The organism is Pantoea sp. JK (assembly GCF_026130245.1).
Taxonomy (GTDB): Bacteria; Pseudomonadota; Gammaproteobacteria; order Enterobacterales; family Enterobacteriaceae; genus Pantoea; species Pantoea trifolii.
Genome location: NZ_JAINFN010000002.1, coordinates 533,258 through 560,150, shown reverse-complemented (window position 1 = coordinate 560,150; position 26,893 = coordinate 533,258). Strand labels below are relative to the sequence as shown.

General features: G+C 55.0%; 27 protein-coding genes. 7 read left to right on the top strand and 20 right to left on the bottom strand.

Annotation, left to right across the window (positions count from 1 at the left end; translation table 11 throughout):
* Positions 1-68: 68 nt before the first annotated feature.
* Positions 69-1,331 carry a 4-aminobutyrate--2-oxoglutarate transaminase gene (gene gabT, locus PanJK_RS07095; protein WP_256698752.1) on the bottom strand — a complete coding sequence of 421 codons (1,263 nt, stop codon included), beginning with the start codon at positions 1,329-1,331 and terminating at the stop codon, positions 69-71.
* Positions 1,332-1,440: 109 nt separating this feature from the next.
* Here gabT and PanJK_RS07090 point away from each other — a divergent pair, with 109 nt between their 5' ends.
* A complete protein-coding gene (locus PanJK_RS07090) occupies positions 1,441-2,925 on the top strand; it encodes a PLP-dependent aminotransferase family protein (protein ID WP_265298409.1) in 1,485 nt (494 codons plus the stop codon).
* Between the two features lie 80 nt (positions 2,926-3,005).
* On the opposite strand, the gene PanJK_RS07085 is transcribed toward PanJK_RS07090, so the two are convergent.
* On the bottom strand, positions 3,006-3,869 hold the full coding sequence (locus PanJK_RS07085) for an aldo/keto reductase family oxidoreductase (RefSeq protein ID WP_265298407.1): 864 nt from the start codon (positions 3,867-3,869) through the stop codon (positions 3,006-3,008).
* 97 nt (positions 3,870-3,966) lie between these two features.
* Here PanJK_RS07085 and PanJK_RS07080 point away from each other — a divergent pair, with 97 nt between their 5' ends.
* On the top strand, positions 3,967-4,929 hold the full coding sequence (locus PanJK_RS07080) for a LysR family transcriptional regulator (RefSeq protein WP_265298405.1): 963 nt from the start codon (positions 3,967-3,969) through the stop codon (positions 4,927-4,929).
* On the opposite strand, the gene PanJK_RS07075 is transcribed toward PanJK_RS07080, so the two are convergent.
* The 3 genes from PanJK_RS07075 to gbpA form a co-directional block, all read right to left on the bottom strand.
* Positions 4,930-6,396, bottom strand: coding sequence for a pyridoxal phosphate-dependent decarboxylase family protein (locus tag PanJK_RS07075; RefSeq protein ID WP_265298403.1), 1,467 nt, complete (start codon positions 6,394-6,396; stop codon positions 4,930-4,932).
* Between the two features lie 12 nt (positions 6,397-6,408).
* Positions 6,409-7,794, bottom strand: coding sequence for a diaminobutyrate--2-oxoglutarate transaminase (locus PanJK_RS07070; protein WP_265298401.1), 1,386 nt, complete (start codon positions 7,792-7,794; stop codon positions 6,409-6,411).
* Positions 7,795-8,094: 300 nt separating this feature from the next.
* A complete protein-coding gene (gene gbpA, locus PanJK_RS07065) occupies positions 8,095-9,522 on the bottom strand; it encodes an N-acetylglucosamine-binding protein GbpA (RefSeq protein ID WP_265298399.1) in 1,428 nt (475 codons plus the stop codon).
* Positions 9,523-9,807: 285 nt separating this feature from the next.
* Here gbpA and gspS point away from each other — a divergent pair, with 285 nt between their 5' ends.
* On the top strand, positions 9,808-10,188 hold the full coding sequence (gspS, locus tag PanJK_RS07060; protein ID WP_265298397.1) for a type II secretion system pilot lipoprotein GspS: 381 nt from the start codon (positions 9,808-9,810) through the stop codon (positions 10,186-10,188).
* Positions 10,189-10,207: 19 nt separating this feature from the next.
* Here the strand turns inward: gspS and PanJK_RS07055 are convergent, their stop codons facing one another.
* The 15 genes from PanJK_RS07055 to PanJK_RS06985 all read right to left on the bottom strand — a co-directional run bounded on the left by PanJK_RS07055 (position 10,208) and on the right by PanJK_RS06985 (position 21,663).
* Entirely contained in the window at positions 10,208-10,978 is a 771-nt protein-coding gene (locus PanJK_RS07055; RefSeq protein ID WP_265298395.1) for a prepilin peptidase, read from the bottom strand.
* Positions 10,968-11,426, bottom strand: coding sequence for a type II secretion system protein M (locus PanJK_RS07050; protein ID WP_265298393.1), 459 nt, complete (start codon positions 11,424-11,426; stop codon positions 10,968-10,970). Before PanJK_RS07050 ends, PanJK_RS07055 begins: the two co-directional genes overlap by 11 nt.
* Positions 11,423-12,466, bottom strand: a complete 1,044-nt coding sequence (gene gspL, locus PanJK_RS07045) for a type II secretion system protein GspL (RefSeq protein WP_265298391.1) — start codon at positions 12,464-12,466, stop codon at positions 11,423-11,425. Before gspL ends, PanJK_RS07050 begins: the two co-directional genes overlap by 4 nt.
* Complete coding sequence (gene gspK / locus PanJK_RS07040; protein WP_265298389.1) at positions 12,463-13,350, bottom strand: type II secretion system minor pseudopilin GspK; 888 nt, start codon at positions 13,348-13,350, stop codon at positions 12,463-12,465. The genes gspL and gspK overlap by 4 nt, the downstream gene beginning before the upstream one ends.
* The gene (gspJ, locus tag PanJK_RS07035) at positions 13,347-13,895 is read right to left on the bottom strand and encodes a type II secretion system minor pseudopilin GspJ (protein ID WP_265298387.1); all 549 of its coding nucleotides are present in this window, start codon (positions 13,893-13,895) and stop codon (positions 13,347-13,349) included. Before gspJ ends, gspK begins: the two co-directional genes overlap by 4 nt.
* Positions 13,892-14,242 (bottom strand): type II secretion system minor pseudopilin GspI, encoded by a 351-nt coding sequence (gspI, locus tag PanJK_RS07030; protein ID WP_265298385.1) that lies wholly within the window; start codon positions 14,240-14,242, stop codon positions 13,892-13,894. Before gspI ends, gspJ begins: the two co-directional genes overlap by 4 nt.
* Positions 14,239-14,721: a type II secretion system protein gene (locus tag PanJK_RS07025; protein ID WP_265298383.1), complete on the bottom strand. Its 483-nt coding sequence runs from the start codon at positions 14,719-14,721 to the stop codon at positions 14,239-14,241. Before PanJK_RS07025 ends, gspI begins: the two co-directional genes overlap by 4 nt.
* 2 nt (positions 14,722-14,723) lie before the next feature.
* Positions 14,724-15,170: a type II secretion system major pseudopilin GspG gene (gene gspG, locus PanJK_RS07020; RefSeq protein ID WP_265298381.1), complete on the bottom strand. Its 447-nt coding sequence runs from the start codon at positions 15,168-15,170 to the stop codon at positions 14,724-14,726.
* Between the two features lie 6 nt (positions 15,171-15,176).
* Positions 15,177-16,370: a type II secretion system inner membrane protein GspF gene (gene gspF / locus PanJK_RS07015; RefSeq protein ID WP_414858932.1), complete on the bottom strand. Its 1,194-nt coding sequence runs from the start codon at positions 16,368-16,370 to the stop codon at positions 15,177-15,179.
* On the bottom strand, positions 16,367-17,830 hold the full coding sequence (gspE, locus tag PanJK_RS07010; RefSeq protein ID WP_265298377.1) for a type II secretion system ATPase GspE: 1,464 nt from the start codon (positions 17,828-17,830) through the stop codon (positions 16,367-16,369). The genes gspF and gspE overlap by 4 nt, the downstream gene beginning before the upstream one ends.
* Positions 17,827-19,701 (bottom strand): type II secretion system secretin GspD, encoded by a 1,875-nt coding sequence (gspD, locus tag PanJK_RS07005; protein ID WP_265298375.1) that lies wholly within the window; start codon positions 19,699-19,701, stop codon positions 17,827-17,829. Before gspD ends, gspE begins: the two co-directional genes overlap by 4 nt.
* Before the next feature lie 11 nt (positions 19,702-19,712).
* Positions 19,713-20,213 carry a type II secretion system protein N gene (locus PanJK_RS07000; RefSeq protein WP_265298373.1) on the bottom strand — a complete coding sequence of 167 codons (501 nt, stop codon included), beginning with the start codon at positions 20,211-20,213 and terminating at the stop codon, positions 19,713-19,715.
* A 4-nt stretch (positions 20,214-20,217) separates the two neighbouring features.
* Positions 20,218-20,655 (bottom strand): winged helix-turn-helix domain-containing protein, encoded by a 438-nt coding sequence (locus PanJK_RS06995; RefSeq protein WP_265298371.1) that lies wholly within the window; start codon positions 20,653-20,655, stop codon positions 20,218-20,220.
* 87 nt (positions 20,656-20,742) lie between these two features.
* Entirely contained in the window at positions 20,743-21,252 is a 510-nt protein-coding gene (locus PanJK_RS06990) for a cytochrome b (RefSeq protein WP_265298370.1), read from the bottom strand.
* Positions 21,253-21,453: 201 nt separating this feature from the next.
* Positions 21,454-21,663, bottom strand: coding sequence for a hypothetical protein (locus PanJK_RS06985; RefSeq protein ID WP_176971957.1), 210 nt, complete (start codon positions 21,661-21,663; stop codon positions 21,454-21,456).
* 243 nt (positions 21,664-21,906) lie between these two features.
* Between PanJK_RS06985 and arnB the strand changes: the two genes are divergently transcribed.
* The 4 genes from arnB to arnD are packed head-to-tail and all read left to right on the top strand — an operon-like array spanning position 21,907 to position 26,888.
* Entirely contained in the window at positions 21,907-23,043 is a 1,137-nt protein-coding gene (gene arnB / locus PanJK_RS06980; protein ID WP_265298366.1) for a UDP-4-amino-4-deoxy-L-arabinose aminotransferase, read from the top strand.
* Between the two features lies 1 nt (position 23,044).
* Entirely contained in the window at positions 23,045-24,031 is a 987-nt protein-coding gene (gene arnC / locus PanJK_RS06975; RefSeq protein WP_008107434.1) for an undecaprenyl-phosphate 4-deoxy-4-formamido-L-arabinose transferase, read from the top strand.
* Entirely contained in the window at positions 24,028-26,007 is a 1,980-nt protein-coding gene (gene arnA, locus PanJK_RS06970; protein WP_265298355.1) for a bifunctional UDP-4-amino-4-deoxy-L-arabinose formyltransferase/UDP-glucuronic acid oxidase ArnA, read from the top strand. The genes arnC and arnA overlap by 4 nt, the downstream gene beginning before the upstream one ends.
* Positions 26,004-26,888, top strand: coding sequence for a 4-deoxy-4-formamido-L-arabinose-phosphoundecaprenol deformylase (gene arnD, locus PanJK_RS06965; RefSeq protein WP_265298353.1), 885 nt, complete (start codon positions 26,004-26,006; stop codon positions 26,886-26,888). Before arnA ends, arnD begins: the two co-directional genes overlap by 4 nt.
* Positions 26,889-26,893 lie beyond the last annotated feature (5 nt).

Sequence of the window (26,893 nt, the reverse complement as noted above, 5' to 3'; positions counted from 1 at the left end):
GCCGCGCCATGCGCAACCGGGTTACAACAGGTGAGAAGCCCAGCCCGCCGCACGGGCTGGGTAGCGTGTTACGAATCGGCGTGTTGACTCAGCACGCTGCTGAGGATTTCCAGCGCCTGACCGAACTGTGCATCAGGAATGGTGAGCGGATAGAGGAAGCGGATGACATTGCCCTGCGGGCCGCAGGTGAGCAGCAGCAGCCCACGCGCCATCGCCTGTTGCTGGATAGTTTGCGCGGTTTGCGCGCTGGCAAACTCCACCGCGATCATCGAGCCAAGGCCGCGGATATCGGTGATGGAGGAGCACTGACTGCGCGCGCTGTGCAGGAAGTCGGTTAACTGCGCGCCGAGTTGTGCAGAGCGTTCACACAGCTTCTCGTCGGCGATCACGTCCAGCACCGCATGCGCTGAGGCAATCGCCAGCGGGTTACCGGCGTAAGTACCGCCCAATCCACCCGGACCTGGCGCATCCATAATCTCGGCGCGGCCGCTGACCGCCGATAACGGCATGCCGCCCGCGAGGCTTTTCGCCATGGTGATGAGATCCGGTTTCACCGCATAGTGATCCATCGCAAACAGCTTGCCGGTACGGGCAAAGCCGGTTTGCACCTCATCGGCAATCAGCAGAATGCCGTGCTCATCGGCTAGCGCACGCAGACGGTTGAAGAATTCAGGCGGCGCGACGTGGAAGCCGCCTTCGCCCTGAATCGGCTCCAGCACAATAGCGGCAACATCCTGTGGTGCGATGTCCTGAGTGAAGATGTCCTGCAAGCTGGATAGCGCATCATCAACGCTGATGCCGGTCACGCTGTTGGGATAGCGCGCGTGCCAAACCGACGCGGGCATCGGGCCGAAGTCGCGTTTGTAAGGTGCCACTTTGCCGGTCATCGCCATGGTCATAAAAGTACGACCGTGGAAAGAGTTGCCGAAGGTGATGATGCCGTGACGGCGCGTCGCCGCCCGTGCCACTTTCACCGCGTTTTCGACCGCTTCTGCGCCGGTGGAGAAGAAAGCAGTTTTGGCTTTACCGGCAATTGGTACCACGCGATTGAGGCGTTCAGCCAGCGCCACATAGCTCTCGTACGGCGTCACCTGGAATGCGGTATGGGTAAATTTCGCTAACTGATCGGCAATCGCCTGCACGATGCGCGGATGGCGGTGACCGGTGTTCAGCACCGCGATGCCGCCGGCGAAATCGATCCAGCTGTTACCTTCACCATCGCGCAGCGTGGCGTTCTCCGCGTGCTCGACATACCACTGACAAAGATTGCCGGTGCCGCGTGGCAGGGCATCATCTTTACGTTGCTGCAACTGGCTGTTTTTACCTTCCATAACCTTTCCTTAGCGATAAGCGTCTTTACAAATCACGACAAACACGCTTATTTATGCCTGCGCTGAGCTATCTTGCCAGAGCCACTTTCAGTGAAAAGAGGGGAGCCAATTGCGAAGTTTGTACGCTGATCATGTATTAGAGCGCATGCAGTTTATGCCGGAAGGAACATTGCAGCAGCGTTTGCTGAGCTGTATGCAAGCTGCTATCGCAGAAGGCATTTTTCCACGTGCCACACGCTTGCCCGCCACGCGCGATTTGGCGCGCGAGCTGTCGGTGTCGCGCAATACGGTGTTAAATGTGTACGAGAATTTGATGGCGCAAGGCTACGTCACGGCGCGCACCGGCAGCGGCACCTGGATTGCAGAAAACTTGCCGGAAGGATCGCTTAACACACCGCGCAATGAGGCAACTGTCGAAGCGTTGACCGCGAAACCGGCGGCGATTTCTAAACGCGGCGCCTCGCTGCTCGGCCATGCCAATGCCTCGCCGTATCAGTGGGGCGCTTTTGTGCCTGGCGCGCCGGATGTCACGCAGTTCCCGCATAAACTTTTCAGCCAGATTCAGGCGCGTTTGAATCGTGATCCGGATATTGAACGGCTGATCTACAGCAGCAACGGCGGCTGTCCGCAGCTGCGCGCCGCGCTGGCGGAGTATCTCAGCGTGGCGCGTTCGGTGCGTGCCGATGCCGATCAAATCATCATCACCGAAGGGATTCATCAGGCGGTGGATTTGGTTTCACGCGTGCTGTGCGATCCTGGCGATCAGGTGTGGATCGAAGAGCCCGGTTATTGGGGTACGCGCAATCTGCTGCGCATTAATGGCTTGAAAATTAATGCCATTGCGGTGGATGAGCAGGGTTTAATTCCCGATTTGCCGCCACGCAGTCGCGCACCGAAGATGATTTTCGTGACACCGTCACACCAATATCCGCTGGGCGTGCATCTCAGCCTGGAACGTCGCAAGCAACTGCTCGATCTGGCGCGTAAACATAAAACCTGGCTGGTGGAAGATGATTACGACAGCGAGTTTCGCTTCTCCGGCCAGCCATTTCCCTCACTGCAAGGCTTCGAGCCGGATGCGCCGGTAATTTATATGGGCACTTTTAGCAAGACGCTCTATCCGGCGCTGCGCCTCGGTTATCTGGTGGTGCCAAAAGCGCTGGCGCAGCCGCTGCGTGTGGCGGCGGCGGAACTGTATCGCGGCGGCCATTTGCTGGTGCAGCGTGCGCTGGCGGAGTTCATCCAGAAAGGGCATTACATGTCGCACATTCGCCGCATGCGTAAGCTCTACAGTCAGAGGCGGCGCTTTATGGTTAGCCTGATTGAGCGTTATTTAGGGGCTGCTTTTTTGCCGGTGGTGAATCACGAGGCGGGATTGCATTTGGTGATGAATTTGCCAACCGGCTGTGACGATGTGGCGGTCGCCGCGCTGGCGCTGAGGCGCGGCGTGAAGGTGCGGCCGCTGTCGCAATATTATATGCATCCGCAGGAGCGGCGCGGGTTGCTGCTGGGTTTTGCCTGCGTCGATGAGCGGCAGTGTCAGGATGCGTTTGGTACCTTGAAAGGGTGTTTGGCGGAGATGGGGATAATTTGAAGCGGAGGTCGCCATAAATGGCGACCCTACAACGGCCGCATCGTCTTCGTAGGGTCGCCATTTATGGCGACCAGGTCAACTTATGGCTGAGCGATACCATCCAAACGCTGCACAATCTCAGGCGTAAGTTTCACTTCAGCGCTCGCCATGTTCTGCTTCAGGTGCTCCGGCGATGAGGTGCCCGGAATCAGCAAAATGTTAGGCGAACGCTGCAGCAGCCAGGCCAGCGCCACCTGCAGTGGCGTGGCGTTCAGTTCTTTTGCCACCTCGCTGAGCCGATCCGATTGTAGCGGTGAAAAACCGCCGAGCGGGAAGAACGGCACGTAAGGAATGCCTTGTGCTGCCAACTGATCAACCAAGGCCTCATCCTGGCGATTGGCCAGATTGTAGAGGTTCTGCACGCAGGCGATCGGCGTCATCGCCTGGGCATCGGCCACCTGTTTGGCGGTAACGTTGCTCAGACCAATATGACGAATCAGCCCGCGCTCTTTCAGCTTGATCATCGCCTCAACCTGCGGCTCCAGCGAACCTTCCTTCGGCCCATGCACGTCCAACATCGAACGCAGATTCACCACTTCCATCACATCCAGTCCGAGATTACGCAGGTTATCTTCCACTGCTTGCGTCAACGCTTCTGGTGTAAACGCCGGTAACCAGCCGCCTTTCTCGTCACGACGCGCGCCCAGTTTGGTGACGATTACCAGATCGTCGGTGTAAGGATGAAGCGCCTTCTTGATCAGCTGATTGGTAATGTGCGGACCATAGAAGTCACTGGTATCAATGTGATTCACGCCTGCCGCGACGGCATCGCGCAGCACCTGCAAAGCACGCGCTTCGTCTTTCGGCGGACCAAACACGCCGGGACCGGCTAACTGCATGGCACCGTAACCGAGTCGTGCAACCTGGCGATCGCCAAGGGTGTAAGTCAATGCTGGATGAGACATGGAAAGCTCCTTCGTCAGTGTGTGGTTAGATTGTAATCGCCAAAGTGCTGTGCAACTATCCGTACAAATCGGGACACACTGTACGAGGTGGCGAACAATGGCATTGGATATCGCGCTACTGCACGCGGTGGTGGCGGTGGCAAAAGCGGGTGGTTTTCGCGAGGCGGCGCGTATCACCGGCAGCAATCCGTCGCGTTTAAGTGATGCGGTGCGGCGCGCCGAAGAGCAACTTGGCGTGCGGCTGTTTAATCGCACCACGCGCACCGTGGCGTTAACCGAAGCTGGCAGGGCGCTGATGTCGCGCTTGCTTCCGGCGATGAATGAAGTGGATGCGGCGCTGGATGCACTGAATACGTTCCGCGATACGCCCGGCGGCACCTTGCGCTTGAATGTGCCGGTGAGCGCCGCGCGCATCGTGTTACCGGCGATTGTGCCGGGATTTCTGCAGCGCTATCCCGATATCCAGCTCGAAGTGGTGGCGGAAAGTAATGTGCAGGACGTGTTCCGCGATAGCTGTGATGCTGGCATTCGTTACGACGATCATCTGGAGCAGGATATGGTGGCGCTGCCGATCGGCCCGCGTACCCAGCGCTTTGCGTTGGCGGCATCTCCAGCGTATCTGGCGCAGTTCGGCACGCCGCAGCATCCGCGCGACCTGGTGCGGCATCGCTGTTTGCACGGGCGCTATGCGACGGGTGTGATTGCCGAATGGGAATTCACCTGCGGCGAAGAAACCGTGCGTTTGCAGCCGAAAGGTCCGCTGATTTGCAGTATCGGCGCGGCGATGGATCTCACGGTGGAGGCCGCGATTGCTGGCTGCGGCGTGGTCTACTTATTTGAGGATTGGATTAGACCGGCGCTGAGTGATGGCAGCCTGCAGCCGATTCTGCCGGATTGGTGGCAAAGCTTCTCTGGCCTGTGGCTCTATTACAACGATCGCCGGTTGATTCCGGCGCCGCTCCAGGCGTTTCTGGATTATGTGCGCGAACTGAATTCAGGTGCAGAAGCGAAAAAAGCCGATAACCGTTGCCAGTTATCGGCTTATTCGCATCACAGGTAATTATGCGTTCAGCAGCTGATTCGCGGTTTTCTCAACCAGCGCCAGCAGGACTTTAACATCTTCCAGCGTCACGGTTGGGTTCAGCAAGGTCAACTTCAGGCAGGTTATGCCCTGGTTCTCGGTCACACCCACGTTGGCGCGGCCTGAATCCAGCAGCGCATCGCCGATGCGCTGGTTGAACAGGGCAATCTGCGCGATATCGGTCAGTTGCTCTGGACGATAGCGGAACAGCACGCTCGCCAGCTGAGGCTGCATCACCAGTTCCAGACGCGGTTCAGAGGTGACAAACTTCGCCACTTCCTGCGCCAGCGTCACGCCGTGATCGATGATCGCCGCGTACTGTTTCTGACCCAGCGCTTCCAGGCCCATCCACAGTTTTAATGCATCGAAACGACGCGTGGTCTGCAGTGATTTGGAAACCAAATTCGGTACGCCGGCCTCTTCGTCAAACTCAGAGTTCAGATAAGCCGCCTGATAGCGCATCAGCTCGTAATGACGCTCATCTTTCAGCAGGAACGCACCGCAGCTGATGGTCTGGAAATACTGCTTGTGGAAGTCCAGCGTGACGGAATCCACCCGCTCCAGGCCATCAAGGTAGTCGCGATACTTCTCGGACAGCAACAGCGCGCCGCCCCAGGCTGCATCAACGTGTACCCAGATGTTGTGCTCGGCAGCGATATCGGCAATTTCACGCAGCGGATCGATAGCACCGGCATCGGTGGTACCGGCGGTCGCAACGATCGCCAGAATCTGCTCGCCGTTGGCTTCGGCCTGTGCCAGCTTGGCTTTCAGGTCTGACACATCCATACGGGCGAATTCATCAGACTTCACCTGCACCACAGACTGATAGCCGTGGCCAAGCAGCGCCATGTTCTTCTGTACGGAGAAGTGCGCGTTTTCAGAGCACAGCACTTTGATCTTACGCAGATCGCCAGTGATGCCATGCTGCTGTACCGAGTGGCCCTGGCGCTGATAAAACGCATCGCGTGCCAGCATCAGGCCCATCAGGTTGCTCTGGGTGCCGCCGCTGGTGAACACACCTGCGTCGCCAGCCGGATAACCCACTTGCGCACGCAGCCATTCAATCAGTTTGATCTCAATGATGGTGGCAGAAGGGCTCTGATCCCACGAATCCATACTCTGGTTGGTGGCGTTGATCAGCACTTCTGCTGCCTGGCTTACTACCAGGCTAGGGCAATGCAGATGCGCCACACATTGTGGGTGATGCACTGAAAGACTGTCTTTCAGGAAATATTCAATCGCGCGTTCAATCGCGGCCTGGTTACCCAGGCCGTTTGGATTGAAGTCGAGCGTGATACGCTCGCGCAGTTCGGCAACGGTTTTGCCTTGATACATCTCAGGCTGTTGCAGCCACTGCACAACCGCGGCGCTGCTCTGGGCAATCGCCTGCTGGTACGCCTCAATGCTCTGTGCAGAGGCGGCCAGAATCGGGTTTACTTCAGACATTTACTCTTCCAATCAAACAGGTTTGACGCCAGCGCCAATCAGCGCCTGCTCAAATTTATCCAGGAAAATCGCCAGCTCATCGTCGGTGATCAGCAGTGAAGGCAGCAGACGCAACACTGCGCCATGACGGCCACCGCGTTCCAGAATCAGACCTGCTTCGAAGCACTTCTTCTGCAGCAGCGCAGAGAGCTCGCCGTCAGCCGGGAAGCTACCCATGTGATCGGCCGCTTCGTTCGGTTTAACGATCTCAATACCGATCATCATGCCGAGACCACGAATGTGACCAATGACCGGGAAGCGTTTCTGCATCGCAGCCAGCTGCTGTTTCAGCCATTCACCCTGCGCGGCAACTTTGCCCGCGATATCCTGCTCTTTGAGGATTTTCAGCGTGGTCAGGCCGGTCGCCATCGCCAATTGGTTGCCACGGAAGGTACCGGTGTGATGACCCGGTGACCAAACGTCGAACTGCTTTTTGATGCCCAGCACGGCCAGTGGCAGACCGCCGCCCACCGCTTTAGACATCACGATGATGTCTGGCTCGATACCTGCGTGTTCGAAGGCGAAGAATTTACCGGTACGGGCAAAGCCAGCCTGAACTTCGTCGAGGATCAGCAGAATGCCGTGTTCCTGGGTCACTTTACGGATGCGCTGCAGCCACTCAGCGGGTGCTGGGTTTACGCCGCCTTCGCCCTGAACGGCTTCGAGGATGACTGCAGCAGGCTTGCGCACGCCGCTTTCCACGTCGTTGATCAGGTTGTCGAAGTAGTAGGTCAACGCTTTCACGCCAGCTTCACCACCGATACCCAGCGGGCAACGATACTGATGCGGATAAGGCATGAACTGCACTTCTGGCATCATGCCATCAACCGCTTCTTTCGGTGCCAGGTTGCCGGTAACGGACAGCGCGCCGTGCGTCATACCGTGGTAACCGCCAGAGAAGCTGATCACGCCGCTACGGCCAGTAGCTTTCTTCGCCAGCTTCAGCGCGGCTTCTACTGCATCCGCACCTGAAGGGCCGGTGAACTGCAGACAATAATCTTTACCCTGGCCCGGCAGCAGCGAGAGTAAAGACTCAGAGAATTGATCTTTCAGTGGTGTAGTCAGATCAAGAGTATGTAACGGCAAGCCGCTGGTAATGACATTTTGTATGCTCTGGAGAACATCAGGATGGTTGTGACCCAGTGCCAGCGTCCCTGCGCCAGCCAGACAGTCAAGATATTGTTTATTCTCAACATCTGTGATCCACACGCCATGGGCTTTAGCAATGGCTAAAGGCAGTTTGCGCGGGTAACTCCTGACGTTAGATTCAAACTCAGCCTGACGGGCTAAGAATGCGTCGTTGTTTCCGTTGAATGCATTGGCACCAAAACTATCAATACGGACTTTATCCGTCATCATATCTCTCCTTCAACCGGGGCACGTGAGGCTCGCCAATTGACTAATTGAACAAAAAAGTAACAGCTGTGAAAAAACGCGGCCAATATAGAGCCTTTTGACCTACATCACAATGATTAATTTTGTTTAGATTTGTTTATTACTTGTCTATATGAATCAGGGATTTGTTGAAGAATTCGGCGCTTAGATTATTTCGTCAGCATGACGCGGAAATGAATTGTGCATAAATAGCTGCAATTGTGGATAAAAAATGGCAACCCGCAGGTTGCCATTGAGGTTTACACCCGGTTTAAAACTGTAAAATTAGTGCTGATGACCGCCGCCAACTTTGGTCCACGCATCCTGCCAGTTAGAGCCAGTGCCCGGTACGTAATGGTGTGAGTTGATGTTACACCAGCCCGAATACGGGAATGGCTTGCACGCAAAGACTTCGCCGGTTGCTGGCAGCTGTACTTTGGTACCTTCTTTATACTGACCGATGCCCGCCGGATAGATGAAGTCAAAATCACCGCCCGCGTCGTTGCTCACCAGCTTGGTGGTGAACTCTTTCTGGAAGGTTTTGCCATCTTTCATTGCACCGGTAACCACCATGGTGATATCGCCGGTTTCAGCGTTCCACAGGTTGACGGTCATATTCTGCGCGGCATCTTCAACATTAACGCTGCCAAAACCGATGTTCTCTTGCTTCGCGTTGTAGGCTTTCGCATTGATTACCATTGCGCCGCGCGTTTGAATGCCGAACTCAACCGGCGTCAGACCTTCGGTAATGTTGTAGCTGCTGGCGATATTCGTCAGTTCCAAACCTGGGCGGTTATCGGCCTGAGCATTTACCTGCAGCTCGACGCGCGTAATCTGGCTTTCACTCTGCGCATAAATGGTGTTGCTACCGGCCACCGGCACCACATCACCGTCTTTATTCTTCACGCCCGCACGGATGTCTTTGAAGGTATCGTTGATCTTATTCGCTAACGCCATTGACCAGGCATTAGGTTCGCCGGCGGCGTCTGAATCGATATTCAGCGTGATGCTGAGATCTTCACGTTCGCCATTGGCGTCGAAGATACGGGCTTTCACGCTGTCGCCGGTTTCCAGCGCGCGGGAAGGCAGGATAGAACCAATGGTGCGTTTCCACACGGAAGCGACTTCGTCATATTCCACGTCGATGACTTTATAGAAGGTCGCTGCGGTGTCGGAGACATCCCACGCACCGTAAATAATCTGGTAGCCGTTACGCTCAGGCAGATTACAGCTGTGAGTGGTTTTACCGGTAGAGGCTGCCGGGCCGCCTGGAATCACGCAGAACGGCGTCAGTTCGAACGCATCACGCGTCAGCGCCTGGTTTGGATTCCAGTCGGCTTTGGTGATGTAGTATTTGAAATCGGCAATCGGATGTGGGGCGGTGAAAGTCCAGGTGATGTCCATTGGACCGGCTTCGACTTTATGTTTCACCCAGCGATCGCTGCTCTGGGCATTCAGCGCGGTACCCATCCAGTTGGTGCCGCCGCTGCCGCTGACCAGTTCACCGTTTTTAGGACCTGCAGCCGGGAAACCATCCGGACCTTCGCCCACGCTTTGCGGCTCATACTGCGCTTGGCCGCAGTTCAGGTTCGGGGTTTTAGCATCACGACACATTTGATCGCGTGACGCCGGTTCGCTGATATAGCCATGCGCTAATACGCCGCCGCTGAATGCCAGAGCAGAAATTGCCAGAGCAATTTTGGTTAATTTCATCATTATTCCCTTATCCAAAGGTTTAAGTAGGCGTGTAGGGCGCCCGTTATTTCCTGACCTGTATTTCACAGGCAGAAGCAGGATAAGAAATTTGCGGACAGATGCAGACTTAAAGGACATTAGAGGTATTAACGTTGAGAAAATATTATTTATCCCTTGATTAACAACCACCTTAATAAACCCCTCTAACTTCTTAAAGACCTTAAACATCCTTATTGGCGGTGTCATAAAACTCGCCAGATGATTAAAATTCCTGCAATTAATTTTTCTTTTCCCGGAATGAAGATGACTATCCGTATAAGCACCTGTGTATTTGTTTTTCTGGCTACCGCGTTGAGCGGTTGCCAGCAGCTCTCGCCAGCACAAGCACTGCAGCCGCAGCAGTTAAACCAATTATCCGCGTTAGTGGCGGGAAGTAACTGGACGCGCGATTATTGCCAACGCAGCGATATTCCTGATCAACAAACATTAATGCGTGGCGCATTAGGTCAGGCCAAAAACCGTGGCTGGAATACCGCGCAGATCGATCCGCACGAGCTGAGTAATGCCATCAACCAGCGATACGCTGCGTTGACGAAAGATCATCAAACTAACGCACAGAAATGCGCAGCGCTGAATGTGGCCATTGCGCCGTTTTTGAATCAGATGAGTTGGGTAAGAAGTTAAATATGCGTGGTGCGCATACTCAAACCAACGGATAAACAAACAGTAACGCCCCGGCAAATGCCAGCATCGGGCCAAACGGCAGCGGTTGGTGTAAAGGGCGCTTAAACAGCAGTGTGCGTAAAATTACCGTGACGATGCCGCCACCTGCGGCAATTAATAAAACCGTCGGCAGCATCTGCCAACCCAGCCAGGCACCTAACGCCGCCAGCAATTTTGCATCGCCCAGCCCTAAAGCGTCGATTCCGCGCCAGTAACGGTAGCCGCTCGCAAGTAGCCACAACGCCAGATAGCCAAAAGCAGCCCCCAACACCGCATCACTTAATGAGCCCGACAACCAGGCAAATGCGTGTAGCAACAAGCCCAGCCACAACAGTGAGAGCGTCAGCGCATCGGGTAGCAGCTGATGCTCAATATCAATCAGCGTTAGTGCCAGCAGTATCCAGCACAGCAGCAGTGCGGCCAATAAGGTCGCATCCCACGGCAACAGCCAGGCTAAAAACAGGCTAAGCATTAACGTCGCCAGTTCCAGTGCGGGATAGCGCACGCTAATCGGATGGGCACATTGATGGCAGCGACCACGCAGAGCCAGCCAGCTAATCAGCGGGATGTTATCGCGCTTGCGCAGCGGCCGGTGGCAATGTGGACAATGCGATCGCGGCAGCGTCAGGCTTAACTTTTTCTCAGGCTGCATAATCATCAGCGGCAGTCGATAAATCACCACGTTGAGGAAGCTGCCGACGGAGAGCGCAGACAGACTGCCGAATAGCAGCATCAACCCATCATTCAGCATGCTTCAGCTCCAGATGTGTGAGCCGGACATGTTGCTTGTCGCGCTGCATTTTCAACTCACTGACCTCAATACCCCAGCGCGCGTCAAGTTCGCTTAACCATTGCAGCAGAACAGGAAAGGAGAGCGTCACCGCCTGCTTCAATTGCCAGTGATGCTGATGTGATTCCACCTCAAGCGTTAAACCCTGCTGCTGCGCCAGTATATTGAGCACGCCTGTTGAGGGCGCTTCACCAGGTTGACGAAAACTTTGCAGCGCGGCTTCCCACGTTGGCAGCAGTTGTAACGCTTGCTGTTCTCGTGCGAATGCCTGCTGGCTGCGTTGACGATATTCATCGGCTTGCTGCGAGCTAAGTTGCAGCAATAATCCAATGCCGATCACGATTGCCGCTATCAGCAATCCGCGTTCACGCGGCTGACGTGTCTGCCACCATCCAGATAGAAAGGTCATGATTTCCTGCTCAACATTAATTGTGTTTCCATCACAATCACCTCAATGCCCTCAGGCGCGTCATTACTGACGGCCGCAGGCAGCGCATCGCGAAACGTTAACTGTAATCGTTGCGTCGTACCATCCCATATCAGCGATTGCAGTGGGTTTTCATGCAGTTTTTCGAGCAGGCTCGAAGTGTTGTGCAGCAGAGCAAGCAAACCCGGATTAGCGGGGAAATCAGCTGACTGTGACGCCTTAGCGCTAAACGCGCGGCGGACTAACGTCGGCGACTCCGCAGGAAAATAGTGCTGATAGCGTGCCAGCAGTTGCTGATTAAGCTGCGTCAGCGCCTGTTGTGCCTGCCAGCCTTGCCACAAAGGGGGAAATATCACGCTAAACCAACCCAACATGATGGCGCCCGCCAACGCGAACAGCGGTGATCGCAGTTCTGGGCGACGTGCAAATTCACCTTGCAGCAGCGAATAGCGACAGTTGCGCGCGCCTTGTGCCAGATGCAATAAGCTATCGCCTTCAATCGCCGTCAGTTCAGACAAAGAGGGAAACTGTGCCAGCGCATCACCCGGCAGCGACAAGCCGGTTCCGTCTGCCAGGCGCAGCAACCATTGATCACCAAGCTGTAAGCGCGTTCCGGCTTCCAGCACCAGCGTCACGGGGATTACGCGTTGCGGCACAATGCCGTGATCGTTCAGCGTTTCAAGTATCTGTCGTAATGGATCGCGATTGATTGCAGCCATAAGATGCGCATCGCCGTGACGCTGCAGACTAACAATGTGCAGATTTTCCTCCTCTTCACTCAGCAGCGGCTCCAGTTGCCAGCGCAGTGATTGGCTATTGGCGCTTGGCAGCGTGACGTTGGCGAGTGTCAGCTGTTCGGCGGCGATCAGCACAATCGTCTCGATATCATCGGCTACCGGTAAGTCTGCCAGAGATTCGCCCTGTTGCGGGCGCAGGTCGGCGTATTGGTAACACCAACGCCATCCCTGCGCGTGCTGCACAAGGATCCGCCAACCTTTTGGGTGTTTGTTAAAAAATTTCATGGCGCTTCACTTAATCCATATTGACGGTGATGCAGGGTAAAGAGGTCCTGATGGCGTATCCACTGGCTACGAATGGCGGCAAACTGCTGTTCGTCGGCCAGCCAAATCAGCAGCTCCCAATGTTGACTTTCCAGCACGGCGATACTTTGCAAGGTACTAACGGCCGCTGCCGTACCACCCGGCAAGGCGCTGATAAAGTCATCCAGCGTGGACCATCCGCGCTCGGGGCGTTTTTGCAGAAGTGAGAGGATCTGTGAACGATCTTTTTCGCCTTCGAGCAGCGCCATCAACAGTGATGCCTGGTCAGCATGTAGCGCGTTTAGGTTTATGTTGAGTTCGCTACTGGGTAAGGCACAAAGCAGTGGCGCGAGGTTTGACCAGCGCGGTTCGGCCAGCAAGGATAAATGGCGGATTTCGGTCTTATCGGCCAGCAAAGGCCACTGTTTGTTGTCGCCCGCATTGATCTGCTGGTGGAGCTGGGCAAGCAGGGTGCTGATCGCCTGTTGATCCATACCTTGTTGCTGCAGCAAATGGGCAAATACGCGTTGCGCCGCGCTGCGGTGAAACACGCCATCCTTATCGGTGCGACCATTTTGACCCAGCGCATTGAGGTTGAAACAGCGTTGTCGATCACGCCAGCGATAGCTGACCGTTTGCTGGTCCAGCCGCAGCTGTTGCACGCGTCCATCCAGCGGTTTGCCGCCTTGGTTAATCAGCCAGGTTTCCGCACCGCGCAGCGTCCATTGCGCCTGTTGCTGAAATTGCTGGCTCGCAGTGCGCGTCAGAGCCTGCCACCACTGTCGCTGTCCTGCTACCGCCAGCAGCGTCATAAGCGCGATGATCAGCAAAACCGTGATTAACGCCATGCCACGTTGCGCCCTCATCGCCCATTTCCCACTAATAGCACGCGCGTAATTTTCCCCCAGCGCGCCGTGATCAGCGTAATTTCAATCGCCTGCGGCAGGCTGAATTGTGAGGTCCAGCGATCCTGCCAGCGGCCAGTTGAATAGAAGCGCAGGTTGACGTGCTGAATGGCGGAAAAGGTGAGGGTGAGACCATCGTCCAGCCGTTGCCGCGACAAAGTTTGCTGGCTGAAATTCCACCGAACCTGTTGTAAAGCCGCGCGCGCATCGCCTTGCGGGTTGAGCCAATTCCGGCGAGTGAATTGCAGCAGCGTGGCTTGCTGCTGGGCAACAAAAGCCGGTTGTTGATGAATGACGGCATTCGGCAGAATCAGCGCGTGTTTGAGATCCTGTTCGAGGATCGCAAACAGGCGATTCAACGCACTCAACTGGTGTGTATGTTGCTGCGATTGCTGTTGTGCGCGCAGGCTGCCTTGTAACAGTTGATATCCCGCCAGACTCAGCAGCGCAAAGATCGCCAGCGCCAGCAGCATCTCCAGCAACGTAAACCCGCGTTGTGGATTCATTGCGCAACCCAGCTATACAGGCGCGCCAGCGGTGCTCCCTCAATGCTATTTCGCCATACCGCGATTTCAACACGCTGCACGCTGGGTTGCGTGGTGGGCAAACTCTGCACTTGCCAGTGCCAGCGTTCATGCGCCATTTGAACCTCCTGCAGGCCCGCATGTGGCAGCGCCGAAAGTTGCAGCAGCACGAGCTGGTTCTCTGCAACCCAGCCCGCGATCTGTTTCTGCTCCAGATAGTGAAGATTACGCACCCGCTCATGCTGCGTTTGCATCAGCGCCAGCCCGGCTATTGCCAGCAGAGCGAGTGCAATTATCACTTCGATCAGCGTCATCCCTTGCTGTTTCATAGCGGTAAGGTGGCGGATAAGCTGGCGGGATTGAGCGCCAGCTGATGGACCTCGCCAGCAGGCGAATGAAATTCAATCTCAGCCAGTGTCATGTCGCCATCCGGTAAAAACCACAATGTGGCGGGCAGGGCATGTGCCGCCGCGCCGCGCAGACGAAGTTCCCCGTTTTTAATCGTTTCCTGTGCTAATGGGCCCACCACCGGATGCCAGACAGTGCCGGGCAACGGCCCTTTTTCACCGGCTTCACCGCCGGTGAGCGTGGAGAGCTGCCAGCGATCGCTATGCAGCTGTAAACGCCAAATGCGCGCTTCGAGCTGCGCCTGTTCCCATGCCCAGCGCGCGCTATCCTGCAACTGTTCCAGCGGTTGCGCGGTTTTGCTTTCAGGCAGAGCCGCGACCACTAAACGCGTCACCACGCCCAGCAGCAGCATAACCATCATGATTTCTAACAGCGTGAAACCCTGACTTCTGTTCTTCATGGTTATTCGCTGCCATCCAACTGCCAGTTATTGACATCATCTTCGCTGCCGGCTTCGCCATCCGCGCCTGCCGAGAACAGATCAATAGCACCGTGTTTACCCGGACTGACCAGACGATAATCGTTGCCCCAGGGATCTTGTGGCAGACGGCGAATATAGCCATCGCTGCGATAGTTGCGCGGCTGCGGGGCGATCGCCGGTGCTGCGACCAGCGCTTTCAGTCCCTGTTCCGTGGTGGGATAGCGACCATTATCCAGCTTGTACATATCGAGCGCATTTTCCAGCGTGACAATGTCACTCACCGCCTTCTGCCGATCGGCACGATCTTTATTTCCCATTAAGCTTGGGATCACCAAACTGGCGAGTACGCCAAGAATCACAATCACCACCATGATTTCCAGCAGCGTAAAGCCACGCTGGCGTTGGGTGTTAACCGGCGCTAATTCCATTGAGTTTTATCCTGTCAGTGAGTTGAGCTGCAGTATTGGCTGCAAAATAGCGAGGATGATGAACAGCACAATTGCTGCCATCACCACAATCAGTAAGGGTTCGAACAGGCTGACGGCCAGCGTCATCTGGCTGACAAAAGCTTGATCCTGAATATCGGCGGTGCGCTTCAGCATCGCATCCAGTTCGCCACTGCTTTCGCCGCTGGCAATCATGTGGCGCATCATCGGCGTGAGCAGTTGTGAAGCATCCAGCGCCTGCGTCAGCGTGACGCCTTCGCGTACGCGTTCAGCAGCCACCTGCAGGCGTTCACGAATAAAAACATTGCTCAGCACGGCCGCGCTGATTGCCATGCCTTCCAGCAGCGGTACGGCGCTGTGGGTAAGAATGCTGAGCGTGCGCGCATAGCGCGCCAGGTTGAGATTCAGCGTAATACGACCGATCACCGGCAGCTGCAACATGCGCTGATGCCAGCGCAGTTGCAGTGTTGGGCGTCGCAGGGCGGTTTGGCACAGCAGCAGAAGCGTGACGATGATCATCAGCAGCGCCGGTCCGAACTGTTGCGCTGCATCGCTCAGCTGCATCAGAATCCGCGTGCTGGCAGGCAGGTTCTGCTGCATATGGCTGAACTGCGCCACCACTTCAGGCACTACCGCGACCAGCAAAATTCCCACCACCGACATTGCTACCACGGTGAGCAACAGCGGATAGATCATTGCCTGCAACAGTTTGCTCTTTAGTTTTTCGCTCTGCTCGCTGTAATCCGCCAATTGCTCCAGCACGCGGTCCAGACGTCCGGAGGCTTCGCCCGCGCTGATCATCGCCTGATACAAGGGAGAAAAGGTTTTTGGGAACAGCGCCACCGCTTCCGCCAGCGAACTCCCCTCAAGCACGCGATGACGTAAGGTGTCGATTAGCTGTCGCTGCTGCGGTTTTTCACTCTGCTGGGCCAGCGCCTGCAGCGACTGCGCCAGCGGTAAGTTCGCACCGGTTAAGGTGGCGAGCTGGCGCATCATCAAGACGAAATCGCGGGATTTAATACGACCTGACTTGGCGGATGAAGCCGTTGCACGCTTCAACGTTAGCGGCTGCCAGCGACGTTCACGCAATTGCTGGCGCGCGTGACGCGCATTATCGGCTTCGAGCGTGCCGCGCTGGGTTTTACCCTGATCGTCTCGCGCCACATAGCGGAAGTGCATCAATATCCCTCCCGTGAGACGCGCAGCACTTCTTCCAATGAGGTGATGCCCGCCAGCGCCTTCTCTAGTCCGTCCTGCATCAGCGAGATACGCTGAGTGACATGTTGTTGTAAAAGCTGCTCACTCGATCCCTGGTTGATAGCGCTGCGCAGCGCATCATCCACGATAACCAGCTCATGAATGCCGGTACGGCCGCGATAGCCGCTGTGATTGCACGCGGCGCAGCCTTGCGGCTGAAAAAGCGGGGCGCTGAGCGTTAGGCCACCGAGTCCGTAGCGGGTTAGCACATGCTCATCGGGTTGCCACGGCTGTTTACAGGCTTCACAGAGTTTGCGTACCAGACGCTGGGCCAAAACCGCGCTCAGCGCATTCGCCAGCAAAAAGGGTTCGATGCCCATGTCACGTAGGCGTTCTACCGCACCTAACGCGCTGTTAGTGTGAAGCGTGGAGAGCACCAGATGGCCGGTCAACGAAGCCTGCACGGCAATTTGTGCCGTATCGCTGTCGCGAATCTCACCAATCATCACCACATCCGGATCCTGACGCAAAATGGCACGCAGCCCGCGGGCGAAGGTCATGTCAACTTTGGCATTCACCTGCGTTTGCCCGATACCTTCCAGCTCGTATTCCACCGGATCTTCAATGGTAAGAATATTTTTTTCCGGGCGATAAAGCGCGCGTAAGGCGGCATACAGCGTAGTGCTTTTTCCCGAACCGGTTGGGCCGGTTACCAGAATAATGCCGTGTGGCAGCTGCAGCTGTTGCTGTAAACGCTGACATAACGTTGCCTGCATGCCGGTATTTTCCAGCGCGACATCGAGGCTGTTTTTATCGAGGATACGCAGTACCACGCGTTCACCGTGACTGGCGGGCAGCGTTGACACACGCACATCCACGCTGCGGCCGGCAACGCGCAACGTAATGCGACCGTCCTGCGGCAGCCGTTTTTCCGCGATATCCAGTTTTGCCATCACTTTGAGGCGGGAAATCAGATAGCGGCTGAGCTGTACCGGCGGCGTCAACACCGGGCGTAACATGCCGTCAATGCGGAAGCGTACGCTCAACAACTTTTCGAACGGCTCAATGTGGACGTCTGAAGCGCCTTCCCGCACCGCTTCACTCAGGATCGCATTGATCAAGCGGATGACTGGCGCGCCATCGTCGCTGTCGAGCAGTTCATTTTCATCCGGCAAGGCATCAACCAGTTCATCCAGATCGAGGCTTTGACCGATTTCGCTCACCATTTTCTGCGATGCGTTGTTCTGCTGATAGCAGGCGCTGGCGAGTTGCTGAAACTGGTCATCACTGACCGTTTCAATCAGCGCATCAGGACAGCGGCGTCGCGCCTCGGCCAGCGCGGTAAAGCTGATGCTCGATTTGCAGCAGAGGCGCGGTGGATCTTCTGGCAGCAGCACTATGTGGTGCTGCTGCACCCAGTTCCACGGCAGAAGCGGGGCACTCATCGCGCCGCCCGATTGAAGTCGTTAATCAGTTGCAGCGTCTCATCCAGCGCCTGATTGTTCTGGCTCCCACCGAGGATCTGATTAAAACCGCGATCAATGTTGCGTGCGGCGGGTGAGCCTTGCAGCGCATCGCCAAATTTATTCCTCTGCGATTCGGTGCTGGTGTTGTAATCCGCCTGGCTGCGAATGATTGTCGGACGGATAAACAGCATCAGATTACGTTTGCTGCTTTTCTCGGACTGATAGCGGAACAAGCCGCCAATCAGCGGAATGTTGCCTAGCAGCGGCACGCTGTTGGTGATGCGTGAACCGCTATTATCTAGCAGTCCGCCCACCACCACGGTGTTGCCGCTGCTGACCTGCACCGCATTGCGCACGGTGCGGGTATTGAACGTCGGACCGAGATTATCTTTGCTGGCCGCTTCTGAGACGCTTGAGACTTCCTGCTCAATCTCCATCATCACCGCATTGCCTTTACTAATTTGCGGTTTCACTTTGAGCTTAATGCCCACGCTGCGGCGCGATACGGTTTGGTAAATGTTGTCGCCGCTGGTGGTTTGGGAACCGGTCAGCACCGGAACATCCTGGCCGACGGTGAATTCCGCTTCCATGTTGTCGAGTGTGACGATACTCGGCGTGGCGAGAATATTGTTCTCACTGTTGGTTTGCAGCGCGGTGAATAAACCTGACCAGTTACCGCGATAAAAACCGGCGGCAAGGCCGTTCATCTTCGCCAGCGCCTCGCCCATGCCGCCCGGTGAGAGTCCGGTTACCGGTGCGCCGCTATCCGTGAACTGCGTACCGCCGCCGCGCTGATTGAACCACTGCACGCCAAGCGCCAGACCATCGGCATCTTCAACTTCCACGATAATGGCTTCGACTAAAACCTGCGCACGATCGATATCCAGTAGCTGAATCACGTGTTCCAGCTCGGCAACACTTTCCGGCGGCGCGTTGATCACCAGTGAATTGGTCTGTTTATCGGCTTTTACCACCACGTCTTTCATCACGCTGATGGCCGGAAGCGCGGTGCCGCCTTCGGAACGGGTGTCGCCTTGCGGATTGATACCCGTTAACACTTCCAGCAGGTTTTCGGCTTTAGCGTGTTTGAGGTAGATCACTTTGGCGTTGCTGCGTCGCACCTGCTTTGCATCAAGTTCGCGCGCGGCCTCAAGCAATGATTGACGGGCTGAGGACTCGCCGCTGATTAACAACGCGTTGGTTCGGCTGTCGGCCACCGCTTTAGCCGCGGCTTTGCTGTGCAAATTGTTGAGCAATTCCGCGACCTGCGGCGCTGCGGCATTTTCTAACGTGATTTTATCGACACTGTGATCGTCGGGCAGATCGACGCTCTCCACAATCGCCACCAATTGTTCGATAACGGCTGCGCGCCCGGTCATCAGCAGCACGTTGCTGGGATCGTAATGCACCACGCTGCCAGCGGCGGCATCGTTCAGCTGACGCAGCAGGGGCGCGAGATCTTTGGCGGTGACAAATTGCAGCGGCACCACGCGGGTAATCAACTCATCGCCAGCGCGGATCTCGCCATTTTTGGAGAGGGGAATCACGCCGCTTTTGGCATTTTTCGACGGCACCACTTTCAGCACGCCGTTTTTCATGTGGAGAACTGAGAAACCATACACATCCAGCACGCTAAGAAAGAACTGATAATACTGCTCTTCATCCAGCACTTCATGGCTGCGCACGCTGATATGGCCTTTGACGCTGGGGTCAAGAATAATGGTTTTCCTGAGGTTTTTGCTCACCGTGTTAATAAATTCGCCGATCTCGGCGTTGTTAAAACTGGCGTCATACTCTTCTGCCTGAACCACAAACGTCATCAGACAGAGCAACAAAAGAAATTTTTTCATAATTGGTGCAGTCATCGCTGACTGCCTGATTCCATTAAGAGCGATTCGTAGTGGCCGCGATATTGCACGATTACGCGATCGGGAAAGATGCGCGCCACTTTCGCGGCATAGCCCGGCAGCGCTTCACCGCTGGATACTGTGAATTGCTGTTGGTTTTCGGCAAGAATTGCCAGGCTTTGATCTGCCTTTCGTTGATGAACAATGCCGACCACCTTTACGGGCAAAGCGCTGCGCGGCGCATCGCGTAGACGCGCATCATCAGAGGCCATTTCACCCACTGCAAACGGCGACCATGCCTGTTTTTCGTTGAATAACGCGAGATTGAGCGCAGATGCGCGCGGAGCGTTTTGCCCGTTTTCGGGTGAAACTGGCAGCTCGATAGTGATTGCGTGGCCTGCGGTGAGCGTCATTACCAACCTCAGCAGCGCCACGATGAGCAGCAGCGCACTGAGCAGCCAGATAAAAAGAGATCGCCATTGGATGCAGGCGTGCGCAATTAAGCGAATATCCATTTGCTTAGAACAGGGAACGCGCAAAGGAGAGCAGTTGCGGCAGCAATTTACGCCGTTCTTCTGGCATCGCGGATCCGCAATCTTTTAGTTCGCGCAATAAGGGTTCATTCAACTTTAAGCCGTAATAGGGCACGGTGACAATTAAGTTTGCTGGTAAACCATTGCGTTGTAACAGGGCGCGAAACTGAAATACCAGCTGATGATAATTGTTATCGCGGATGCGCTGATGATTATCGTTCCACACCACTTGAATAATCTCGCGCTTGCAGCTTATTTTATTCAGCAGGCACAGCATTAAACGCTTTTGTGCTTCGTTAACTGAAAAAGTGATCGCTTGTTGGGGGAGCGTAATTTTATTATAGGCAGAATCTAACAGCAGGATATTATCGTAATTGTGCTGTCCAGATGAAAGTAATGATTTTGCCTGTTCATCAGTGAGCATATAAATTGTCTCTGTGAATTTTTTTGCGCTAAAGTAATTAGATAAGAAGACCTAAGCTATAAGAGCACTCTCGGAATGACCTTAATATCACCAGCTCATACGACGTAGCAGCGCTTTGCCTTTCATTTGATGTTTTACTACCGCCAGCACATGGCCGATGACTAATAATCCCAGCGTGGCGCAGGAGAAGATATGAACGCGGTTGAAAACACGCGTAATCGATTCATTTTCAATCGGTTGTGGAAGAGAGAACCAATCAAATACGTTGATAGGGCGATCCATCATCAATACGCCACTGAGCATCACAATGGTCATATTCAGATAGAGAAAGGCGTGACCGATGGCGGATAATTTCTCTTCGCGTAAGGAGAGCAGATGATCATTGGGTTTACCGTGACGGAATGCAAACCACAATCTCATCACAAAGAAAGGAATAAATAGCGTAGTGAGAGAAACATTGATGAAGCCGACCCAGGCTTTATGCTCAAAGGCGGGTTCAAAGAGCGCGACCATAAAGCCGGAGATAGTACCCCAGATAATAATAACGGCGGATAGCCAATGCAGAAATACCTGCATGCGGGAGTATTTTGATTTCATGATTATTTGCCTGGTAAATAAAAATGGCTGAGGGAAGTCTCCCTCAGCCTAAAAGGTCAATAGACCGAATGAGGATTAACGCGTAAAGAATTGCATTCGCGGATTAAAATAAGTTTTTGCAGGCGTTAAGAATATGAGAGCGCTCTCAAAACGAACGTTCTGAGTTCATCGGGTGAAAGGAAAAATAATAACTTTAAAGTGTTATGACTGCTGCTTAAACAGCTGGATCGCTTCCTGCACGTTGCTGGTATTCAATGACATCACGCGGTCGTTGTTTAGGAACACATCGTAGTGGCCGGCGTTATAGCGGAACACATACAGATCGCCGCGATAACGTAATCCTTTGGTTTTCACCCCAATATGGTGGCGGCGCAGCGCTGCCTGAGAAAGTCTGTCAGTAGCCGTACTCATCGCATTATCCTCCAGACGTTATAAGACATATCCTGATTTAGTATAGGGTCAAAACCTTAATTTAACCTTAAGAAGTGTGCTGGTTCATGATGATAAAACGGCAAATTTGCCCTTTCCTCTACCAATCCTCAACGTGTCAGAAAAAGCCGACTTAGTACTCTCCTCATTTAATGTTGCGTTAAGTTAACCCGCGTATTTTGGAATAAATGGCCGTCAAATAGTGCTTAATTCCAAGGTAACATTATGAATTTTTTACCATTCTCACGGCCCTCGTTGGGCGAGGAAGAGTTAGCCGCCGTAAAATCGGTGTTTGAGTCGGGTTGGATCACCACCGGCCCGAAAAATGCCGAACTGGAAGAGGCTTTTTGCCAGCTCACCGGCAATCAGCATGCGATTGCTGTCAGCTCCGCAACGGCGGGGATGCACGTCACGCTGCTGGCGCTGGGCATCCAGCCTGGCGATGAGGTGATCACGCCGTCTCTGACCTGGGTTTCCACCATTAACATCATCACGCTGCTCGGTGCGACGCCGGTGATGACCGATATCGATCGCGACACCTTAATGGTGGCGCCAGAGCAGATTGAAGTAGCAATTACACCGCGCACGCGCGCCATCATTCCGGTGCATTACGCAGGTGCACCGGCCGATCTGGATGCCATCCGCGCCATCGGTGAGCGCCACGGCATTCCGGTGATTGAGGATGCCGCGCACGCTGCCGGCTGTTACTACAAAGGTAAGCACGTCGGCCAACAGGGCACGGCAATCTTCTCCTTCCACGCCATCAAAAACATGACCTGCGCCGAAGGTGGCTTGATTGTGACCGATGATGCGGCATTGGCCGACCGCATGCGCAGCCTGAAATTCCACGGCCTCGGTGTCGATGCTTACGATCGTCACACGCATGGCCGCAAGCCGCAGGCGGAAGTGATCATGCCGGGCTTCAAATACAACTTGCCGGATATCAGCGCCGCCATTGCCTTGGTGCAATTGAAAAAGCTGCCCGTCATCAATGAGCGCCGCGCGGCGATTGCGCAACGTTATCTCACCGAACTGGCAGATACGCCGTTTCTGCCGCTGACGCAGCCAGAATGGGCGCATCAGCATGCGTGGCATCTGTTCATTATTCGTGTCGATGAAGCGCAATGCGGCATTACCCGCGATGCATTAATGGAAACACTTAAAGCGCAGGATATCGGCACCGGGCTGCATTTCCGTGCTGCACACACGCACAAATATTACCGCGAACGCTATCCGCAACTCTCGCTGCCACACACCGAATGGAATAGCGATCGCATTTGCTCAATCCCGTTGTTCCCTGATATGCGCGACGAAGATGTCACGCGCGTCATTAGCGCATTGCGTCAGATCGCTGGAGTTTGACATGTTGGAAGAAAAAGCCATTCGTAAAGTCTCCGTGGTGATCCCGGTGTACAACGAAGAGGAGAGCTTGCCGGAGTTGGTGCGTCGTACCGACGCGGCCTGCGCGGAATTAGGTCTGGAGTACGAGATTCTGCTGGTTGATGACGGCAGCAGCGATCGCTCGGGCGAGATGATTGCTGACGCTGCGGATATGCCGGGCAGCCATGTGGTTGGCGTATTACTCAATCGTAATTACGGCCAGCACTCGGCGATCATGGCGGGCTTTAGCCACGTGAGCGGCGACTTGATCATCACGCTGGATGCCGATCTGCAAAACCCGCCGGAAGAGATCCCGAACCTGGTGAAAGCGGCGCAGCAGGGTTATGACGTGGTGGGCACCGTGCGTCAAAACCGGCAGGACAGCTGGTTCCGTCGTCGCGCCTCACGCACCATCAATCACCTGATTCAGCGCGTGACTGGCAAAGCGATGGGCGACTACGGCTGCATGTTGCGCGCTTATCGCCGCCATATTGTTGATGCGATGCTGAACTGCCACGAGCGCAGCACCTTTATTCCCATCCTCGCTAACACCTTTGCGCGCCGCACCATTGAGCTGCCGGTGGCGCATGCCGAGCGCGAGTTTGGCGATTCAAAATACAGCTTTATGCGGCTGATTAACCTGATGTATGACCTGGTGACTTGCCTCACCACCACGCCGTTGCGCTTGCTGAGTATCGTCGGCAGCCTGATTGCGCTGGCCGGATTTGCCTTCTCGCTGATTCTGATTGTGCTGCGTCTGTTCCTCGGCGCTGCCTGGGCCGGCGATGGCGTGTTCTTGCTGTTCGCCGTGCTGTTTATTTTTGTCGGTGCGCAGTTTATCGGCATGGGATTACTCGGCGAATACATCGGCCGCATTTATAACGACGTGCGCGCCCGACCGCGCTACTTCATCCAACGTGTGATTCACCCACAGCAAAAAGCCTCATCTGTACAGGAAATTGAGCAATGAAAACTGTCGTCTTCGCCTACGCCGAAATGGGCTGTGCGGGTATTTCTGCACTTCTGAACGCTGGCTATGAAATCAGCGCTATTTTTACCCACTCAGACACAGGAACTGAGAGCCACTTTTTTGACTCCGTTGCGCGTTTAGCCGCTGAGCAGGGCATTCCGGTCTATGCGCCGGAAGATGTGAATCATCCGCTGTGGGTCGATCGCATTAAAACCATGGCGCCGGATTACATCTTCTCCTTCTACTATCGTGCTTTACTGAACGACAGCATTCTCAGCTGCGCAAAACTGGGTGCTTTTAACCTGCACGGTTCGCTGCTGCCTAAATACCGTGGCCGCGCACCGCTGAATTGGGTGCTGGTCAATGGCGAAACCGAAACCGGCGTTACGCTGCATCGCATGGTGAAACGCGCCGATGCCGGTGACATTGTGGCGCAACAGCGCGTCGCGATTGACGAGCAGGACAACGCATTAACACTGCATCGCAAACTGGTGGCCTGCGCCACCGAAGTACTGAATGGCGCGTTACCGGCGGTAAAACAGGGTGATATCGTCACTACGCCACAAAACGAAAGTGAAGCCACAGTTGTTGGGCGTCGCACACCGGAAGATGGTCGCATTAAATGGGAAGCCCCGGCGCAGACGGTCAACAATCTGGTGCGTGCCGTAACTTATCCTTGGCCGGGCGCATTTGCTTTTGCTGGCACCGTGAAATTTGTGGTGTGGAAGAGCCGCGTGCACAACATTGGTCACCACGCCAAACCAGGCACCGTATTGTCCGTAGAGCCGTTCCTCATCGCTTGCGGTGAAGGTGCGCTGGAAGTTATGACCGGCCAAAGCGATAACGGCGTCTTCATGAACGGCAGCCAGCTGGCGCAAAACCTCGGCATGGTGAAGGGCGCATTGCTCTACTCTCAGCCGGTGGCAGCAGTCAAACGTCGTACGCGCGTGCTGATCCTCGGCGTGAACGGCTTTATCGGTAACCACCTCACTGAGCGTCTGCTGCAGGATGATAACTTCGAAGTATTCGGTTTAGACATCGGTTCAGATGCCATCAGCCGTTTCCTCGATCAGCCGCGCTTCCACTTTGTCGAAGGCGACATCAGCATTCACTCAGAATGGATTGAGTATCACATTAAGAAGTGCGATGTGGTGCTGCCATTGGTGGCGATTGCCACGCCGATTGAGTACACGCGCAATCCGCTGCGTGTATTTGAACTCGATTTTGAAGAGAACCTCAAAATCATTCGTGACTGCGTGAAATACAAAAAGCGCATCATTTTCCCATCGACCTCCGAAGTGTACGGTATGTGTACTGACAAACATTTCGATGAGGATCACTCGAATCTGGTTGTTGGGCCGATCAATAAACAGCGCTGGATCTACTCTGTTTCTAAGCAGCTGCTGGACCGCGTGATTTGGGCTTACGGTGAGAAAGAAGGGTTGCGCTTTACCTTGTTCCGTCCGTTTAACTGGATGGGACCGCGCCTCGATAACCTGAACGCCGCACGTATCGGTAGCTCGCGTGCTATTACGCAACTGATCTTGAATCTGGTGGAAGGTTCACCGATTAAGCTGATCGATGGCGGTGCACAGAAGCGTTGCTTCACCGATATTCGCGACGGTATTGAAGCGCTGTTCCGCATCATCGAGAACAAGCAGAACAACTGCGATGGTCAGATCGTCAATATCGGTAACCCGGATAACGAAGCCAGCATCAAAGAGTTGGCCGAGCGTCTGCTGGCGAGTTTTGAACGTCATCCGTTGCGCAGCAACTTCCCGCCGTTTGCTGGATTCCGTGAAGTAGAAAGCAGCAGCTATTACGGTAAAGGTTATCAGGACGTGGAACACCGCAAGCCGTCGATCAAAAACGCGCGTCGTCTGCTGGACTGGACGCCAACCGTCGAGATGGATACCACCATCGATAACACGCTGGACTTCTTCCTGCGCACCGTTGAGCTGCAGGATAAGCCATGAAAAAAGTAGGTTTGCGCGTCGATGTAGATACCTGGCGCGGCACCCAATTCGGGGTGCCGCCGCTACTGGAGCAATTCAGTCTGCATCAACTGCAGGCCAGTTTTTTCTTCAGTGTTGGACCGGACAATATGGGGCGCCACTTGTGGCGCCTGTTAAAACCGCGCTTTCTGTGGAAAATGCTGCGTTCGCGCGCAGCATCTCTTTACGGCTGGGATATCTTGCTGGCCGGTACCGCCTGGCCGGGACGGGAAATTGGTCGCGGCCTGGAGGAGATCATCAGTGCTACCGCCGATCATCACGAAGTCGGCTTGCATGCGTGGGATCACTTTGCCTGGCAGACCTGGGCGGGCGTGTGGCCGCAAGAAAAACTGGTTGAGCAGATTGCGCGGGGGAAACAAGCGCTTGAAGCGATTATTAATGACAACGTCACATGTTCAGCCGTGGCGGGTTGGCGGGCAGACGGTCGCGTCGTGGCCGCCAAGCAGCAGTTTGGCTTCAGCTATAACAGCGACTGCCGAGGTACTGGGCCATTTCTGCCCATTCTTAGTGATGGTAGTATCGGCACGGTACAAATTCCGGTGACCTTGCCCACCTGGGATGAAGTGGTGGGACAATCGGTAAGCGCGGAAGATTTTAACGACTTCATTCTCGAGCAGATCCATGCTGCAACGGGTTCACCGGTCTATACCATTCATGCCGAAGTGGAAGGGATTGTCGGACTTAAGGCGTTCGCCGATCTGCTGAAACGTGCGGAGCAGCAGGACATTGAATTTTGTCCACTCAGCGCCTTGTTACCCGACGATCTCACTACGCTGCCACAGGGCAACATCGTGCGCGGGCATATTCCCGGACGCGAAGGCTGGCTAGGCTGCCAGCGTTAATATTT